The sequence below is a fragment of the Burkholderia sp. KCJ3K979 genome (assembly GCF_016759955.1).
Taxonomy (GTDB): Bacteria; Pseudomonadota; Gammaproteobacteria; order Burkholderiales; family Burkholderiaceae; genus Burkholderia; species Burkholderia orbicola.
Window position 1 is genome coordinate 15735 of sequence record NZ_JACFYV010000062.1, and the last position, 17063, is coordinate 32797.

15 protein-coding genes are annotated in these 17063 nt (G+C 68.8%); 6 read left to right on the top strand and 9 right to left on the bottom strand.

Translation table 11 applies throughout. The features are described 5' to 3' along the window. Positions 1 to 80 precede the first annotated feature (80 nt). Positions 81 to 1607, bottom strand: coding sequence for an acetaldehyde dehydrogenase ExaC (gene exaC, locus H3O04_RS15865; RefSeq protein WP_012327625.1), 1527 nt, complete (start codon positions 1605 to 1607; stop codon positions 81 to 83). Between the two features lie 331 nt (positions 1608 to 1938). Here exaC and H3O04_RS15870 point away from each other — a divergent pair, with 331 nt between their 5' ends. After that, complete coding sequence (locus tag H3O04_RS15870; RefSeq protein ID WP_202588031.1) at positions 1939 to 2367, top strand: pyridoxamine 5'-phosphate oxidase family protein; 429 nt, start codon at positions 1939 to 1941, stop codon at positions 2365 to 2367. Positions 2368 to 2620: 253 nt separating this feature from the next. On the opposite strand, the gene H3O04_RS15875 is transcribed toward H3O04_RS15870, so the two are convergent. Next, entirely contained in the window at positions 2621 to 4246 is a 1626-nt protein-coding gene (locus H3O04_RS15875) for an MFS transporter (RefSeq protein WP_202588032.1), read from the bottom strand. A gap of 163 nt (positions 4247 to 4409) precedes the next feature. Here H3O04_RS15875 and H3O04_RS15880 point away from each other — a divergent pair, with 163 nt between their 5' ends. Continuing rightward, the gene (locus H3O04_RS15880; protein WP_027807891.1) at positions 4410 to 5294 is read left to right on the top strand and encodes a LysR family transcriptional regulator; all 885 of its coding nucleotides are present in this window, start codon (positions 4410 to 4412) and stop codon (positions 5292 to 5294) included. Here the strand turns inward: H3O04_RS15880 and eutC are convergent. The 4 genes from eutC to H3O04_RS15900 form a co-directional block, all read right to left on the bottom strand. Then, positions 5287 to 6084, bottom strand: a complete 798-nt coding sequence (gene eutC, locus H3O04_RS15885) for an ethanolamine ammonia-lyase subunit EutC (protein ID WP_202588033.1) — start codon at positions 6082 to 6084, stop codon at positions 5287 to 5289. The genes H3O04_RS15880 and eutC overlap by 8 nt on opposite strands. Next, positions 6081 to 7478: an ethanolamine ammonia-lyase subunit EutB gene (locus tag H3O04_RS15890; protein WP_023477994.1), complete on the bottom strand. Its 1398-nt coding sequence runs from the start codon at positions 7476 to 7478 to the stop codon at positions 6081 to 6083. The genes eutC and H3O04_RS15890 overlap by 4 nt, the downstream gene beginning before the upstream one ends. Positions 7479 to 7578: 100 nt before the next feature. Then, positions 7579 to 8991 (bottom strand): ethanolamine permease, encoded by a 1413-nt coding sequence (eat, locus tag H3O04_RS15895; RefSeq protein ID WP_202588034.1) that lies wholly within the window; start codon positions 8989 to 8991, stop codon positions 7579 to 7581. 231 nt (positions 8992 to 9222) lie between these two features. After that, a complete protein-coding gene (locus H3O04_RS15900; RefSeq protein ID WP_012327619.1) occupies positions 9223 to 10686 on the bottom strand; it encodes a mechanosensitive ion channel in 1464 nt (487 codons plus the stop codon). Positions 10687 to 10962: 276 nt separating this feature from the next. Here H3O04_RS15900 and H3O04_RS15905 point away from each other — a divergent pair, with 276 nt between their 5' ends. After that, positions 10963 to 11703: an AraC family transcriptional regulator gene (locus H3O04_RS15905; protein ID WP_202588035.1), complete on the top strand. Its 741-nt coding sequence runs from the start codon at positions 10963 to 10965 to the stop codon at positions 11701 to 11703. 158 nt (positions 11704 to 11861) lie between these two features. Here the strand turns inward: H3O04_RS15905 and H3O04_RS15910 are convergent, their stop codons facing one another. Continuing rightward, complete coding sequence (locus tag H3O04_RS15910) at positions 11862 to 12242, bottom strand: zinc ribbon domain-containing protein (protein WP_202588036.1); 381 nt, start codon at positions 12240 to 12242, stop codon at positions 11862 to 11864. A 10-nt stretch (positions 12243 to 12252) separates the two neighbouring features. Next, on the bottom strand, positions 12253 to 14550 hold the full coding sequence (locus tag H3O04_RS15915; RefSeq protein ID WP_337249637.1) for a heavy metal translocating P-type ATPase: 2298 nt from the start codon (positions 14548 to 14550) through the stop codon (positions 12253 to 12255). On the opposite strand from H3O04_RS15915, the gene H3O04_RS36660 reads away from it, so the two are divergent. From H3O04_RS36660 to H3O04_RS15925, 3 genes are all read left to right on the top strand, one after another. Next, the gene (locus tag H3O04_RS36660; RefSeq protein WP_337249638.1) at positions 14551 to 14841 is read left to right on the top strand and encodes a hypothetical protein; all 291 of its coding nucleotides are present in this window, start codon (positions 14551 to 14553) and stop codon (positions 14839 to 14841) included. A gap of 51 nt (positions 14842 to 14892) precedes the next feature. Continuing rightward, on the top strand, positions 14893 to 15324 hold the full coding sequence (gene cadR, locus H3O04_RS15920) for a Cd(II)/Pb(II)-responsive transcriptional regulator (protein ID WP_006477300.1): 432 nt from the start codon (positions 14893 to 14895) through the stop codon (positions 15322 to 15324). A gap of 68 nt (positions 15325 to 15392) precedes the next feature. Further along, a complete protein-coding gene (locus H3O04_RS15925; protein ID WP_011546786.1) occupies positions 15393 to 15965 on the top strand; it encodes a PadR family transcriptional regulator in 573 nt (190 codons plus the stop codon). Between the two features lie 51 nt (positions 15966 to 16016). Here H3O04_RS15925 and H3O04_RS15930 read toward each other — a convergent pair. Beyond that, positions 16017 to 17063, bottom strand: a 1047-nt coding sequence (locus H3O04_RS15930) for an FAD-binding oxidoreductase (RefSeq protein WP_202588038.1), incomplete at its 5' end; no start/stop codon positions are given.

Here is a 17063-nt window from a genome sequence, read left to right on the forward strand (position 1 = left end):
CCGACTGTCGAAATAAGGAAATCGAACCGGGCGACGTGCCGGCCCCAACCGGCCCCGACACGTCGCCCCGGCTTCGGCGATCAGAAGAACCCGAGCGCCTCGGCCTGGTAGCTGACCAGCAGGCACTTCGTCTGCTGATAGTTCGACAGCGCCATCTTGTGCGTCTCGCGCCCGATGCCCGACTGCTTGTAGCCGCCGAACGCCGCATGCGCGGGGTACAGGTGGTAGCAGTTGGTCCACACGCGGCCGGCCTCGACCTCGCGGCCCATCCGGTACGCACGCGTGCCGTTGCGGGTCCACACGCCGGCGCCGAGCCCGTAGAACGTGTCGTTCGCGAGTTCGATCGCTTCCTGCTCGTCCTTGAACGTCATCACCGACGCGACCGGCCCGAAGATTTCCTCCTGGAACACGCGCATCTTGTTGTTGCCGAGCAGCATCGTCGGCTTCACGTAGTAGCCCGTGCCGAGGTCGGCGGCCGGCGCCGCGCGCTCGCCGCCCGTCAGGCACTGCGCGCCTTCGCCGCGGCCGATGTCGATGTACGACAGGATCTTGTCGAGCTGCTGCTGCGACGCCTGCGCGCCGATCATCGTCTGCAGGTCGAGCGGGTGGCCGGACTTGATGCGCTCGACGCGCGCGACGGCCTTCTCGATGAAGCGTTCGTAGATCGATTCCTGGATCAGGATGCGCGACGGGCACGTGCACACTTCGCCCTGGTTCAGCGCGAACATCGCGAGCCCTTCGAGCGCCTTGTCGAGGAATGCGTCGTCCTGGTCGAGCACGTCGGCGAAGAAGATGTTCGGGCTCTTGCCGCCCAGTTCGACCGTCGACGGGATCAGGCTGTCGGCCGCCGCGCGCAGGATATGCTTGCCGACCGGCGTCGAGCCCGTGAACGCGATCTTCGCGATCCGCTTGCTGGTCGCGAGCGCTTCGCCCGCTTCCTTGCCGAAGCCGTTCACGATGTTGATCGTGCCGGCCGGGAACAGATCGCCGATCAGCTCCATCAGCACGAGCACCGACGCGGGCGTCTGCTCGGCCGGCTTCATCACCACGCAGCAGCCGGCCGCGAGCGCCGGCGCGAGCTTCCACGCGGCCATCAGCAGCGGAAAGTTCCACGGGATGATCTGGCCGACCACGCCGAGCGGCTCGTGGAAGTGATACGCGACGGTGTTGTCGTCGATTTCGGAGATGCCGCCTTCCTGTGCACGGATGCAGCCCGCGAAGTAGCGGAAGTGGTCGATCGCGAGCGGCAGGTCGGCCGCCATCGTCTCGCGCAGCGGCTTGCCGTTGTCGATCGTCTCGGCCACGGCCAGCAGCTTCAGGTTCTTTTCCATCCGGTCGGCGGCGGCGAGCAGCAGGTTCGCACGCTCGGCCACGGACGTCTTGCCCCACTGGCGGCGCGCGGCATGCGCGGCGTCGAGCGCCAGTTCGATGTCGTCGGCGCCGGAGCGCGGGATGCGGCAGAACGGCTGGCCGTTGATCGGCGACACGTTCTCGAAATACTCGCCCTTCACCGGCGGAACCCACTTGCCGCCGATGTAGTTGTCGTATTGCTGACGGTACGGGTATTCGACGTCGAGGCCCAGTTGTTTCAGGTCAAACGGGTTCATACATGTCTCCTGTTCATCGTGCTTGTGTGAGTACAGCGCCGGTTGGAATGCGCTGGTCCCGTTTACGCAACATGCGTGCCAAACGGAGCGGGAGGGAACGAGAGCACGTCGAGCGCGGCCCGCGCACGCTCGCACCGTGCGATGTTCACGCACGCAACACGGCGGGTGTACCGATTCTGAACACCGCGATTGCGCAGCGATGCGACCGGTGTTCGGAATTTCCACAGTGCGCGGCGGTGTGCGGCCCGCGGACGCGCGCCGCGCCGCGTGGCATGTCGCTTGCATGCGGATCACCGATCCACACGCCACGGCGCACGCGCCGACCGACACCATGAACGATCGCGGCCCCCTGACCGACGACGCCATCGCCTTCATCCGCGAACAGGCTTTCCTGATCGTCGCGACTGCCGACGCGGCCGGCAACAGCGACTGTTCGTACCGCGGCCGTCAGCCGCGCGCCGACGGCTCGTTCGCGCCGCTCGTCGACATCCCGGACCGCCGCACGCTGGTGCTGCCCGACTTCGCGGGCAACCACCTGCTCAACACGATCGGCAACCTGCTCGTGAACCCGGCCATCGCGCTGCTGTTCGTCGATTTCGTGCGTCAGACGACCTGGCTCGTGCAGGGTCGCGCGACGCTCGACGAGGATGCGCAAGGGCGCGCGCATCTATGGCCGGACGCGCTGCGCTATCTGGTGATCGAGGTGGAATGCGCGGAGGCGCGCGCGGATGCGGGGCTGCCACCGCTCGTGCTGGCGTGACGCGCGGCGGGTGAGGCTTTAACGAGCGGACGAGGTAGGCACGGCCGCTGCATTGACCAAAAGACCGAAGCACCCGGGAACCGGGAACCGAAACATCGAAGCACCGGGCACCGGGCACCGGGCACCGGGCACCGGGCACCGGGCACCGGGCACCGGGCACCGGGCACCGGGCACCGAGCACCGAGCACCGAGCACCGAGCACCGAGCACCGAGCACCGAAACATCGAAACACCCGCGCGCCACGGTGCAACGCTCAACGCCCTTGCGTCTCCACACACGCCGGCTCACCTCGACTGCGCGCCGCTGACGCATCGGCCTGCGCGTGGCCATCCGCCGCGTCGCCCGTTTCGTCGGCCGCCGGCCGCCCGCCGAGAAACCCGAACACCACCACCGCGCACAGCACCGTGACGACGGCCAGCCCGATCAGCAGCCGGTCGAACGCATGCGTGTAGCTCGCCAGCAATGCCGCACGACCGACGCCCGGCAACGCGGCAGCCGCACCCGCGAGATCGCCGGTCGCGAGCCGCCCGGCCGCACGCAGCGTTGCATCGGGCGTGGCCGCGGCACCGGCCGCGTGCGCGAGCCCCGCTTGCGCGAGCGCGGCCAGCACCGCGCCGACGATCGCCAGCGCAATCCCCTCGCCGGCGACACGCGTCGTACTGAAAATGCCCGTTGCCATCCCCGCGCGCTCCTTCGGCACGACGCTCACCGACAGCCCGTCCATCAGCCCCCACGGCATGCCGGCGCCGACGCCGATCGCGAGCATCGGCGCGATCGCCGCCGGCCCCGCGCCGCCGCGCAGCGCGATGCCGAGCCACACGAGCCCGGCCGCCGCGACGAGCAGCCCGAGCCCGGAAATCACGCCGGCCGACAGCCAGCGCGTGAGCGTCGCCGCGACGAGCGGCACGACCAGCATCGGCGCGGAGATCGCGAGCATCAGCCAGCCGGCGTCGATCTCGCTGAAGCCGTCGATGCCGATGAAGCGCAGCGGCAGCACGACGAGCAGCACGATGTAGCAGCAACAGGTCGACACCGGCAGCACCTGCACGCCGACGAAGCGCGCGATGCGAAACAGCGACAGGTCGAGCATCGGCCGCGCGACGCGCGTCTCGATCGTCACGAATGCGCACGCGCCGAGCGCCGCGCCCGCCAGCAGCGCGATCACGAGCGGGCTCGACCAGCCGCGCGCGGGCGCCTCGATCACGCCGAACGTGAACAGCGTCAGCGCGGCCGTGAACGCCGCCGTGCCGGGCCAGTCGAGCCCGGTCGCGTGCGGGTCGCGCGACTCGTGCATGCGCGGCAGCCCGAACGCGAGCGACAGCACGCCGGCCACCGCGCTCGTCACGAAGATCGCGCGCCAGCCGTAATGCCCGATCAGACCGCCGGCGATCACGGGCCCGAACGCGAGCCCGATGCCGAACGTCGTGCCGAGCAGGCTGAATGCACGCGTGCGCGCCGCGCCGTCGAATTCCTGCGCGAGCGCAGCCGTGCCGCCGGCCAGCGCCGCAGCCGCCGCGAGCCCTTGCGCGGCGCGTAGCAAATCAACGGTGAGCATCGACGGCGCGAACGCGAGCGCGATCGACATCAGCGTGAAGCCGCCGACGCCGATCGCGAACAGGCGCTTGCGGCCGAACTGGTCGGCCAGCGCACCCGACGCCATCAGGAAGCTGCCGAACGCGAGCATGAACGCGTTGGTGATCCAGTTCATCGCGACCGGGCTGCCGTGCAGGTCGCGGCCGATCGCCGGCGTCGCGACCGCGCCGCCCGAAAACGACAGCGGCAGCGCGACGGCGGCCATGCAGACGGCGGCCAGCACCCATGCGCGCCGGCGCGCCGCGTGGACCACGTGGGCCGGGGCAGCTGAAACAGGGTGATCCATCATCGCTCCTCGAAAAAGCCGGCGCGGATGCGCCATCAGAGCGACAGAAGATAAATCCGATTCAATCCGCGAAAAACCACGCGAAGCTCCGCATATAACGGACTAAAATTCCGCAATACACCTGCCCGCGTGCGTCGCGCACGTCCTTCGATTCGATGGAAAGATGGAAAACCTCACCGGCATCGTCGCGTTCGTCCGCACCGCCGAAGCGCTGAGCTTCGTCGCGGCCGGCCGCGCGCTCGGCATCTCGGCGTCGGCGGTCGGCAAGACGATCGCGAAACTGGAACAGTCGCTCGGCGTGCGGCTGTTCAACCGCACGACGCGGCGCGTGACGCTCACCGACGAGGGGCGGCATTTCTACGAGCGCTGCCAGCGCATCCTCGAGGATTTCCGCGACGCGGAGGCGACCGTGACGGCGTCCGCGCAGCGCCCGCGCGGCAAGCTGCGCGTGAGCCTGCCGGTGATCGGCTACCGCTTCCTGCTGCCGGTGCTGCCCGAATTCCGACAGCGCTATCCGGACGTCGAGCTCGATCTCGATTTCAACGACCGGATGGTCGACGTGGTCGAAGGCGGCTTCGACGCGGTGATCCGCAGCGGCCCGCTGTCCGATTCGAGCCTGATGTCGCGGCGGCTCGGCCCGTTCGCGTTCGTGCTGTGCGCGACGCCCGCCTATCTCGCGCAGGCCGGCACGCCACGCACGCCGCGCGAGCTCGAAGCGCACGACTGCGTGCGCTACTGCTTCCCGACCACCGGCAAGCTGCAGGACTGGGCGCTCGCGGCCGACGACGGCACGCCGCTCACGCTGCGCACCGCGATGACCTGCAACAACATGGAAGCGCTGCGCGGCGCCGTGCTCGCGGGGCTCGGCATCGGCTACATGCCCGACTTCCTCGCGCGCGACGCGCTCGAACACGGCACGCTCGTCACCGTGCTCGACGACTACCGCATCGCACCGGGGCAGTTCTCGATCGTGTGGCCGTCGAGCCGGCAGTTGTCGCCGAAGCTGCGCGTGTTCGTCGATTTCCTGTGCGAGCGGCTGTTCAGGTAGCCGCGCCGATCCGCTCCGCTTCCGCCGGCGGCAGCAGCGCGTCGCTGTCGTCCTTCAGTCCGACGCCCGTCAGCCCCAGCCTGCGCGCGTGCGTCATCAGGTAATGCAGCTTGTGCGCGGCGGCGGCGTGCGGCAGCCCTTCGGGCCGCACGTTCGAGATGCAGTTGCGCAGCGCATCGTGACAGCCGACCTTCGGCGCCCACGTCAGGTACACGCCGAGGCTGTCCGGCGAACTGAGGCCGGGCCGTTCGCCGATCAGCATCGCGACCACCTTCGCGCGCAGCAGCTCGCCGATCTCGTCGCCGAGCGCGACGCGCGCCTGCGTCGCGACCACCACCGGGCCGATCCGCCAGCCGTCCGCGTCGAGCTTCGGCCGCACCGCTTGCAACAGCGGCAGCGCCTGCTTCGCGGCCGCGAACGCCGACAGCCCGTCGCCGACCACGAACACGACATCGGGCGCTTCCTCGAGCGCCGCCCCGTAGCCGGCCAGCAGCCCGCGGCTGTCGTCCGACAGCTTGCGGCCGAGATCGGGCCGGCGCAGGTAGTGGTCGCGGTCGGGCGCGGCGCTCTGCACCCGCAGCGTCGGCAGCAGGCCGGCCGCCTCAATCTCGCGCCGCAACGCGTCTGCGTCGAGCGGCTGGTGCACCGCGTCGCGCGCCTGCGCATGCGACAGGTTGAAGGCCAGGAGCGGCGCGGTCGGCAAGCTGTTGCCCGCGCGCCCGAGCGCGATCCGCGCGTTCGTGAACGACTTCAGCTGCGCCCACGGATTCTTCTCGACGGCGTCGCTCATGCGGAAATCCCCATCCAGTCGTTCGCGCCCGCGAGCAGCGGCACGCGTGCCGTCGCCGCGCGCAGCGCGCCGTGCGCATCGGCGATCTCCATCGTCTCCAGCCATTCCTCGAACTCGGGCGCGCGGCGCAGGCCGAGCACCTCGCGCACGTAGAGCTGGTCGTGGAACGACGTGCTCTGGTAGTTCAGCATCACGTCGTCGGCGCCCGGAATTCCCATGATGAAGTTGATGCCGGCCGCCCCCAGCAGCGTCAGCAGCGTGTCCATGTCGTCCTGGTCGGCTTCCGCGTGGTTCGTGTAGCAGATGTCGCAGCCCATCGGCACGCCGAGCAGCTTGCCGCAGAAGTGATCCTCGAGCCCCGCGCGGATGATCTGCTTGCCGTCGTACAGGTATTCGGGCCCGATGAAGCCCACCACCGTATTCACGAGGAACGGCTCGAACTTGCGCGCGACCGCATACGCGCGCACTTCGCAGGTCTGCTGGTCGACGCCGAAATGCGCATTCGCCGACAGCGCGCTGCCCTGGCCCGTCTCGAAATACATCAGGTTGTTGCCGACCGTGCCGCGCTTCAGCGCCAGCGCGGCCTCGCGCGCCTCGGCGAGCAGCGCGAGCGAGATCCCGAAGCTGGCATTGGCCTTCTCGGTGCCCGCGATCGACTGGAACACGAGGTCGACCGGCGCGCCCTTCTCGATCGCCGCGATCGTGTTGGTCACGTGGGTGAGCACGCACGACTGCGTCGGCACGCCGTAGCGTTCGCGAAAGCCGTCGATCATCGCGAGCAGTTTCACGATCGCCGCGAGGCTGTCGGTGGCCGGATTGATGCCGATCATCGCGTCGCCGCAGCCGTACATCAGCCCGTCGAGCATCGATGCGGCGATGCCCTTCACGTCGTCGGTCGGGTGGTTCGGCTGCAGCCGCACCGACATCCGGCCGGCCAGCCCGACCGTGTTGCGAAAACGCGTGACGACGCGGCGCTTCCGCGCGGCCGCGATCAGGTCCTGGTTGCGCATCAGCTTCGACACGGCCGCGACCATCTCGGGCGTGAGGCCCGGCGCGATCCGTTCGAGCGCCGCGCCATCGGCCGCGGGCGACAGCAGCCAGTTGCGGAAATCGCCGACGGTGAGGTGCGAGATTTCCGCGAACGCCTGCGCGTCATGATCGTCGATGATGAGGCGCGTGACCTCGTCGTCTTCATACGGGATCACCGCTTCGTTCAGGAACGCCTTCAGCGGCACGCCCGCGAGCGCGATCTTCGCGGCGACGCGCTCCTCCTCGCTCGCCGCCGCGACGCCGGCGAGCTGGTCGCCGGAACGCAGCGGGCTCGCCTTGGCGAGCAGCGTCTTCAGGTCCGCGAAGCGGTACGTGCGCGGACCGATCGTCTCCGTATAGGACATCGTTCGAATCTCCTTGCCAAAAGCCGACGGCGCGCCCGTTCGACGGGGCGCGCCGGATGCCGTCAGGAACGGCCTTTCACGTTCACCGTCGTCACGGCGCTCACTCCTCCAGCAGCGCGTCGCCGGGCGCGCTCGCGCGCTGCGAACGGGTCGCGAGGAAGTACGCGTAGCCGACCGCGAGGAAGCCGACGAACACCAGCGCAACCAGCCCGTTGAAATACACCATCGTACCGAGGCAGACGAGCGCCGCCAGGATCGCGAAGGCCGGGAAGACCGGGTACAGCGGCGCGCGGAACGGCCGCTCCAGGTTCGGCTGCGAGCGGCGCAGCTTGAACAGCGCCGCCATGCTCACGATATACATCACGATCGCACCGAATACCGACATCGTCACGATATTCGCGGTGAGCGTCTGCCCGCCGAACTGGATCAGCTCGTCGCTGTAGATCGCGGCAATCCCGACCACGCCGCCCGCGAGGATCGCGCGATGCGGCGTCTTGAAGCGCGGATGCACCTTCCCGAGCCACTCCGGCAGGTAGCCTTCGCGGGCCAGCGCGAAGATCTGGCGCGAATAGCCGAGGATGATCCCGTGGAACGACGCGACGAGCCCGAACAGCCCGAGCCACACGAGCATGTGCATCCAGCCGCTGTTCGCGCCGACGATGTACTTCATCGCCTGCGGCAGCGGGTCGTTGATGTTCGCGAGCTTGGTCCAGTCGCCCGCGCCGCCGGCGAACACCATCACGCCGATCGCGAGCGCCACGAGGGTCAGGATGCCGGCCACGTACGCGATCGGAATCGAGCGCTTCGGATTCTTCGCTTCCTCGGCGGCCATCGCGACGCCTTCGATCGCGAGGAAGAACCAGATCGCGAACGGAATCGCCGCGAACATCCCGTGGAATGCGCCCACGCTGAAGTGATCGGCGCCCGACCAGCCGCCCTTCGTGAAATTGCTCCACGCGAAACCCGGCGACACGACGCCCATGAACACCAGCAGCTCGAAGATCGCGAGCAGCGTGACGACGAGCTCGAAGGTCGCCGCGATCTGCACGCCGACGATGTTCAGCGCCATGAACACGAGATACGCGCCCATCGCCGCGTGTTTCGGTTCGAGCCCCGGAAACTGCACGTGAAGATACGCGCCGATCGCGAGCGCGATCGCGGGCGGCGCGAACACGAACTCGACCAGCGTCGCGGCGCCGGCCAGATAGCCGCCGGTCGGGCCGAATGCGCGGCGTGCATACGCGAACGGGCCGCCCGCGTGCGGGATCGACGTCGTCAGCTCGGTGAAACTGAAGATGAAGGTGGTGTACATCGCCGCGACGAACAGCGCGGTGATCACGAAACCCAGCGTGCCCGCGCTCGCCCAGCCGTAGCTCCAGCCGAAGTATTCGCCGGAAATCACGAGGCCGACCGCGATGCCCCACAGTTGCCAGGTCCCGAGCGTCTGCTGCAGCGCGGGCTGGCCGGAGGACTTGGCGCCGGCGGCGGGCCGGCCATTCGACTCTGCTTTCATCGGACTCTCCTCAAAGGCGCCGGGCCTGCGGGCCCGCGCGACTGAGAATCGATGCTAGAGAGTCATTAAACGACGTGTTATCGAAATTCGGCAAAGATCGCGGCTGACATTTCGCTTGCGGAAACGCTTTCGGAAACGCTTGCGGTACCGCTCGCGGCAACGCCCGCCGCGCCCGTTGCCACGCCGATCCGGCCCGCGCGATGCGGGCCGGATCGGCCGTGCCGACGGGCCTTACTGGCCGCCGCCGCGCTGGTTGAACCAGCGGTCGAGCAGCTTGCCGGCCGCTTCCCGGCCGCCGAGGCCGAACGACAGCGCAACGGCCACCGCGATCGCGCCGAGCACGAGGCCGAACGCGAGCTGCACGATTTCGTTCGCGATGCCCATCGCGCGCAGCCCCATCGCGAACACGAGGCCGAGGATCGCGAACTGGGCGATCCGCGCGAACAGCACGCTGTGCTCGCGGTCGGCCTGCTCGATCACGCGGCGCGCGAGGCCCGCGAGCCACACGCCGATCACGAGGATCACGCCGCCCATCAGCACGTGGCCGCCGAATTCGATGAACAGCGTGACGACGTCGCGCACCTGCGTGAAGCCGAGCCGGTTCGCGGCTTCGACCGACGCGAACAGCATCGCGAAGAACACGATCAGTCGCGCGACCAGCACCGACGGCTGCAGGATGCCCGAGAACACGCGCTCGACGCCGAGCACGGCCGGCAGCCCGTCGACGCCGGCGGCTTCCAGCAGCTTCTGCGCGAGCGACGCGACGAAGCGCGCGAAGTAGAACGTGACCAGCACGATCACGATCGCCGCGACGATGTCCGGCACCGCGCCGAGGAACTGGTTCAGCATGTTGGTCGCGGGGATCGAGATCGCGTCGATCTTCAGCGCATCGAGCGCGGAGATCAGCGTCGGCACGAACACGAACACGTAGACGATGGTGCCCACCAGGCTCGACACGCGCACGGGCGTCGGGCTGTCGATCCCTTGCGTGAGACGGTCGGCGCCGGCGGCGACCAGCAGGTTCGTCACCAGGCCGCGCAGCACGCGCGCGACGACCCAGCCGACGAAGCCGATCACCGCGGCCGCGAAAATGTTCGGCACGATCGCGAGCAGCTTGTCGACCATCCCCTGCACCGGCGACAGCAGGCCCGACAGCGCGAACGAGCCGAGGATCGCCGGCAGGAACATCAGGATCACGAGCCAGAACAGCACGTCGCCGAGATAGCCGCTCATCGGCTGCATGCCGGCGCTTTCGGACAGCGTGGCGTCGACCTTGCTCGCCTTCAGCGCGCGGTTCGCGAGGCTGCGCAGCAGCGATGCGATCAGCCACGCGATCAGCGTCAGCGCCGCGCCGCCGATCAGGTTCGGCAGGTAGTTGACGATGTGCGTGACGAGCAGCGAGAACGGATTGGACACCGCGTACAGGTTGAGCACGTTGAAGATGCCCACCGCGGTGACGAGCAGCACGAGCCAGAACAGGCCGCCGGCGATGATGCGTTCGACGCACGCGCCCTGGCCGGTGCTGTCGGTGATCCGCTGATCGACCTTCAGCGCGTTGAGCAGCCGGAGCGCGCCGGCCCGCACCGCGACGGCGATCAGCCAGCCGATCACCAGGATGCCGATCGCGCCCGCGATCTTGGGCAGGTATCCGCCTAGTGTGGCCTGCAGCGACGTGATGAAGCTGGAAGCATCCATTTCTTCTTCTCCCGAAAACGTGGTGTGGCGATTGAACATCGACGAACGACCTGCGTAATTCGAAAAGCGTGCTGCTCCGTCCGGGCAACTTACCCGAGAAAAATGACGCGTTCCCCCGATTTCACCGTCTTTAACTTTAGTCATAGATCTCGGAGGGGCAAGACCCCATTTCGTGGAATCAAAAAGGGGGCGTATCGTCAGTGTGTCCGGCATTTCCGCAAGATTTGTCCATTCGGCCCGTGCTACCGTGGCGTCGGTTCCAGCCCGGACACGCCGATGACTCCAGCCGAAACGAAAACCGACCCGCCCGCCTGGGTGCGCTACGCGGCAAGCGTGGCGCGGGTCCACGCGTACATCGGCGCGCATCTCGACGGCCCGCTCGACCTGAACCGGCTCGCCGAAGTCGCGTGCCTGTCGCCGTATCACTGGCAGCGCGTCTACCGTGCGCTGTACGGCGAGTCGATCGTGCTGCCCGCGCAGCACCGGCGCACCGGCATCCACCGGCCGATTTATCCATTACAGCGAGGAGAGGCAGACATGTTCAAGCACGAGGTCGAGATCCGGCGCCTGCCGGAACTGCGCGGCTACGCGGTGACGCACACCGGTGCGTACATGAAGGTGGGGGACGCGTTCGGGCGGATCGGCGCGTGGGTCGGGCAGCACGGGCTGATCGGCCCGGGCGCGAAGATGATCGGGATTTTCTACGACGATCCGGACACGACGCCCGAAGCGCAGTTGCGCGCGAAAGCGTGCTTCATGCCGGCCGACGGCGCGCCGGACGTCGCGCCCGTGCCGCCGGTCGAGCGGGTGACGATCGCAGCCGGCGAATACGCGGTGCTGCTGCATACGGGGCCGTATGCGGACCTGAAAACGGCCTACCAGTGGCTGTACGGCGACTGGCTGCGCCACTCGGGCCGCGAAGCCGCCGACGCGCCGCCGTTCGAGCTATACCTCAATACGCCGATGGATACGGCGCCGGCCGACCTGCGCACCGAAATTCACCTGCCGTTGCGCTGAGCGACGGGTGTGCCGTGGCGCTGTGTATCTGGACGGACCGCGACGATATTGCGGGTGCGAGGATGCCCGGGACGACATCGGGCATGCCGGTGCGCCGGCCTTGAACGAAGCGCGCCGGCTCGTGCGTATGCGCAGCCGGCGCGAATTCGCGGAGATCCTCAAGCAGCCTGCGTCCCGCAGCCGGGACAGAACCGCGCGTCGGCCGCCAGCGCCGCATGGCAGCGGCTGCACGCCTTGCCGCGTTGCGCCGCGCCGCACTGCGCACAGAAGCGTGCATCCGCTGCGTTGAGCGCGCCGCAGCCCGCACAGGCGAGCTGGCTCAGCGGCACGTTGCCGCGCTGGCCGCCTTGCCCGCCACTGGCGTCGGCCGGCGCCTGCCAGCCCCAGCCGTGGCGATCGCGGCCGCGCGCATCGTGGCCGCCGTGCCCGCCCTGACGCGACCCGCCGTGATGCCCGCCACCGTGGCCGCCGTGGCCCCCGTTTCCGCTATTGCCGTGCCCGCTGCCGTGGCCGCCGAGTATCCGTTTCAGAAAGCTCATCGTCCGCTCCTCAACGCTTGGCCGGTGCGCCGCCGAACGCCCCGGAGGACGACAGCAGCCGCAAGCCGTTGGCCACAACGATCAGGCTCGCGCCCGCATCGGCGAAGACCGCCATCCACATCGTGCCGAGCCCCGCGACCGTGAGGCCGAGGAACACGACCTTCACGCCGAGCGCGAAGCCGATGTTCTGCACCAGCACGCGGTGCGTCGCGCGCGACAGCCGCACGAACGCGGGAATCTTGCGCAGGTCGTCGTCCATCAGCGCGACGTCGGCCGTCTCGATCGCCGTGTCGGTGCCCATCGCGCCCATCGCGAAGCCGATGTCGGCGCGCGCGAGCGCCGGCGCATCGTTGATCCCGTCGCCGACCATCCCGACCGCGCCCGCGCCGCCCGCCGCCAGTTCCTCGACCGCCGCGAGCTTGTCCTCCGGCAACTGGTTGCCGCGCGCGTCGTCGATGCCGGCCTGCTGCGCGATCGCCTGCGCGGTATGCGGGTTGTCGCCGGTCAGCATCGCGGTGCGGATGCCGAGCGCATGCAGATCGGCGATCGCATCGCGGCTCGTGTCCTTGATCGTGTCGGCCACCGCGAAGATGCCGAGCACGCGTGTTTCGTCGACCAGCACGACGACGCTCTTGCCCTGCCGCTCCAGCGCGTCGAGCTTCGCCTCGAGCGCCGTCGAGCAGCGTTCGAGTTCCTCGACCAGCCGGTGGTTGCCGAGCCAGTAGCGCGTGCCGTCGATCGTGCCGCGCACGCCGCGCCCGACGATCGCTTCGAAGTCCTGCACGTCGGCGAAGGCCGTCGTGCCGGCGTCGCGGGCCGCAGCCGCAATCGCCTGCGACACCGGATGATCGGAGCGCGCCGCGAGGCTCGCACCGAGGTGCCGCACGCGCGCCGCATCGGCGTCGTCCGCATGCACGTCGAAGTCGGTCTGCACCGGCTTGCCGTGCGTGATCGTGCCGGTCTTGTCGAGCGCGAGCCACGCGAGCTTGCGCCCTTCTTCCAGATAAACGCCGCCCTTCACGAGAATCCCGCGCCGCGCCGCGGCCGCGAGCCCCGACACGATCGTCACCGGCGTCGAGATCACCAGCGCGCACGGGCAAGCGATCACGAGCAGCACGAGCGCGCGGTAGATCCAGTCGTGCCATGCGCCGCCCATCACGAGCGGCGGCACCACCGCGACCAGCAGCGCGACCGCGAACACGATCGGCGTGTAGACGCGCGCGAACTGGTCGACGAAGCGCTGCGTCGGCGCCTTCGCGCCCTGCGCTTCCTCGACCGCGTGAATGATCCGCGCGAGCGTCGAATTGGCCGCAACGGCCGTCACGCGGTAGTCGAACGAACCCGATTCGTTGATCGTGCCCGCGTACACCGCGTCGCCGCTCGCCTTTTCGACGGGCAGGCTTTCACCGGTGATCGGCGCCTGGTTGACCGTCGAGCGGCCCGCGACGACTTCGCCGTCCAGCCCGATCCGCTCGCCCGGCTTCACGCGCACGACCGCGCCGAGCGCGACCTGCGCGGCCTCGATCGTGCGCCACGCGCCGTCGGGCTGCTGCACGGTCGCGGTATCCGGCGCGAGCTGCATCAGCCCCTGGATCGCGTTGCGCGCGCGGTCGAGCGACTTCGCCTCGATCAGCTCGGCGATCGTGAACAGCACCATCACCATCGCGGCTTCCGGCCACTGGCCGATCGCCATCGCGCCCGTCACCGCGATGCTCATCAGCGCGTTGATGTTCAGGTTGCCGTTGCGGATCGCGATCCAGCCCTTCTTGTACGTGGTCAACCCGCACGCGAGCACCGCGGCGAGCGCGAGCGCGGCCGACAGCCACACCGGCAGCCCGGCCCAGGTCGCACCTTCGGACGCGATCGCGGCGACGCCGGCGAGCGCCAGCGGCCACCACGGCTTCGCGGGCGCGTCGGCGACGCGCGCTGTCGGGGCGCCGGTCGTAGCGGCCTCCGGCGTCATCCCGAGCGTGCGGATCGCGCTTTCGATCGCCGGCTGCGCGCCGGCCACGTGCTCGACGGTCAGCATCCGCTGCATCAGGTTGAATTCGAGCGCCGACACTTCGCTCATTCCGCCGAGCTTCTTGCGGATCAACGTTTCCTCGGTCGGGCAGTCCATCTGCATGATCCGGAACGCGGAGCGCACGTGGCCGGACGCAGTTGCCTGCGCGACCGGCAGCGGCGCGAGCGTCAGCGCGGCCGGCGCGCAGCAGTCGCCGGCCGCGTGGTCGTGGTCGTGGTCGTGGTCGTGGTCGTGACCGGCATGGTCATGCGCGGCGTGGTCGTGCGAACACGTCGCACCGTGCACATGCTGGTCGTCGCCCGCATGGCCGTGACCGTGGTCATGACCCGCCTCGCCATGCGCGGCGTGATCGTGCCCGTGCCCGTGCCCGTGCCCGTGCCCGTGCCCGTGATCGTGATCGTGGTCATGGCCGTGCGCGTGCTCGCCGGCCGCCGGCGCCGCGTCGGCAACGGTCGCCGTCTGCGTGTCGCGCGCATCGGCGCAGCACGCATCGGCGCCGTCGGCATGACGGTGTCGTGGGTCGTGGGGACGCTTGGCGTCGGTCATGACAACCTCCTTTGTGGCTTGACGGTGTAGAGTTAACACCCTGAAGCCACTACAAGGTCAACCCTTACACGGGAGAAAGGCATGAAGATTGGCGAACTGGCCAAAGCGGCCCGCTGCACGCCCGAGACGATCCGTTTCTACGAGAAAGAGGGTCTGATGCCGGATGCGGAGCGCACCGATTCGAACTACCGCAACTACACCGACGTGCACGTCGAGCGGCTGCGCTTCATCCGCAACTGCCGCGCGCTCGACATGGCGCACGACGAAATCCGCGCGCTGCTGCGGCTCACCGACACGCCGGCCGACCGCTGCGATTCGATCAATTCGCTGCTCGACGATCACATCGGACACGTCGACGCGCGCCTCGCGGAACTCACGCATCTGCGCGACCAGCTCACCGAATTGCGCCGCCAGTGCGTCGGCGAGCATTCGGTCGAGGATTGCGGGATCGTGCATGGCCTTGCGACGATGGAAACCGTCGCGCCGGCCGCGAAGCGCTCGCACCTCGGCTGAAACCCTTGTCAAATCGGATATTCTGATCGAGAATAGTTATATTATTACTAGATATAGTTTAACTATTCATGTCTACGAGCCGCCCGTCTCCGCTTGCGCTGGCCGTCCTCGCGACGCTCACCGAAACGCCGATGCATCCGTACGGAATGCTGCAGCAACTGAAGGCCCGCGGCTACGACGAAGTCGTCAACGTGCGGCAGCGCACGAGCCTGTACCAGACGATCGATCGGCTGCTGCGCGACGGGCTGATCGCCGTGCACGACACCGAACGCGACGGCGCGTTTCCGGAGCGCACGGTGTATGCGCTGACGGAAGCCGGGCACACGGCCGGGCAGGCATGGCTGCATGCGCTGCTCGCGGAGCCCGCCCGTGAATTTCCGGCGTTCGGCGCCGGCCTCGCGTTCCTGCCGCTGCTCGATGCGGAAGATGCGCGTCACCAGCTCGAGCTGCGTATCGCGCGGCTCGACGCCGAGCGCGAGCGGCTGGAAGCGCTGCGCGCCACCGCACAGGCCGACCAGGTGCCGCGCCTGTTCCTGCTGCAGAACGAGCATGCGCTCGTGCTGCTCAATGCGGAGCTGAACTGGGCGCGCAGCGTCGTCGAACACCTGAAGATCGGCGCGCTGCGCTGGGTGGACGGCTGACGCGCGGCGCCGGCCGATGCCGATGCCGGGCGGCAACGGCCGTCGGCCGCATCAAAGTACCTTGCCGGGATTCAGGATGCCGCGCGGGTCCAGCGCGGCCTTCAGGCGCCGCATCAGCCCGATTTCCGCGGCGCTGCGCGTGTGCGCCAGATAAGGACGCTTGAGCACGCCGATCCCGTGCTCGGCCGACACCGAGCCACCCATGTCGCGTACCACCGCATACACGCAGTGATCGAGCGCATCGGCATCCGCGTCGGTCATCTCGGCCAGTGACACGCCGATATGCACGTTGCCGTCGCCGACATGGCCGAAGAACAGGCACGTGAGCGCCGGCCAGCGCGCCCGCAACGCCGCCTCGCAGCGTTCGGCGAACGCGCCGAGTTCGCCCGTCGGCAGACTCACGTCGAAGTTGACGAGATGGGGCAGCGCATCGATCGCGAGACCTTCACGCAACGCCCACAAATCGCGCCCCTGCCGCTCGGAGGTCGCGAGTACCGCATCGTCGACGAGCCCTGCATCGAATCCCGCGGCCAGCCCCGTTTCGAGCGCCTGGTGCGCATCGCCGCCCGGCGCGCTCGTCGCGCATTCGATCAACACCACGAAACCGCCGTCGCCGATGAACGGTGCCGATACCCCGGGCGTATGCCGCGCGACGTAGTCGTAGAACATCGGCCACATCGCCTCGAAGCTGACGACTTCCGGCAGCGTGCTCACGCGGTTCCACAGCGCGACCACCGCGTCGTAGTCGCGCACGCGGCAGAGCGCCGTGGCCGGCGCCGCGAGCAACGGATGCAGCCGCAGCACCGCGCGCGTGACGACGCCGAGCGTCCCTTCGCTGCCGATGAACAACTGCTTCAGGTCGTAGCCCGCGTTGTTCTTCAGCATCCGGTTCATCGACGACACGACCGTGCCGTCCGCGAGCACCGCCTCCAGCCCGAGCACCTGCTCGCGCATCATCCCGTAGCGGATCGCGCGCGTGCCTCCCGCATTGGTCGCGAGCATGCCGCCGATCTGGCACGAGCCGCGCGCGCCGAGATCGACGCCGAACGTGAAGCCCGCCGCTTCGGCGGCCTCCTGCACCGTCCGCAGCGGTGTGCC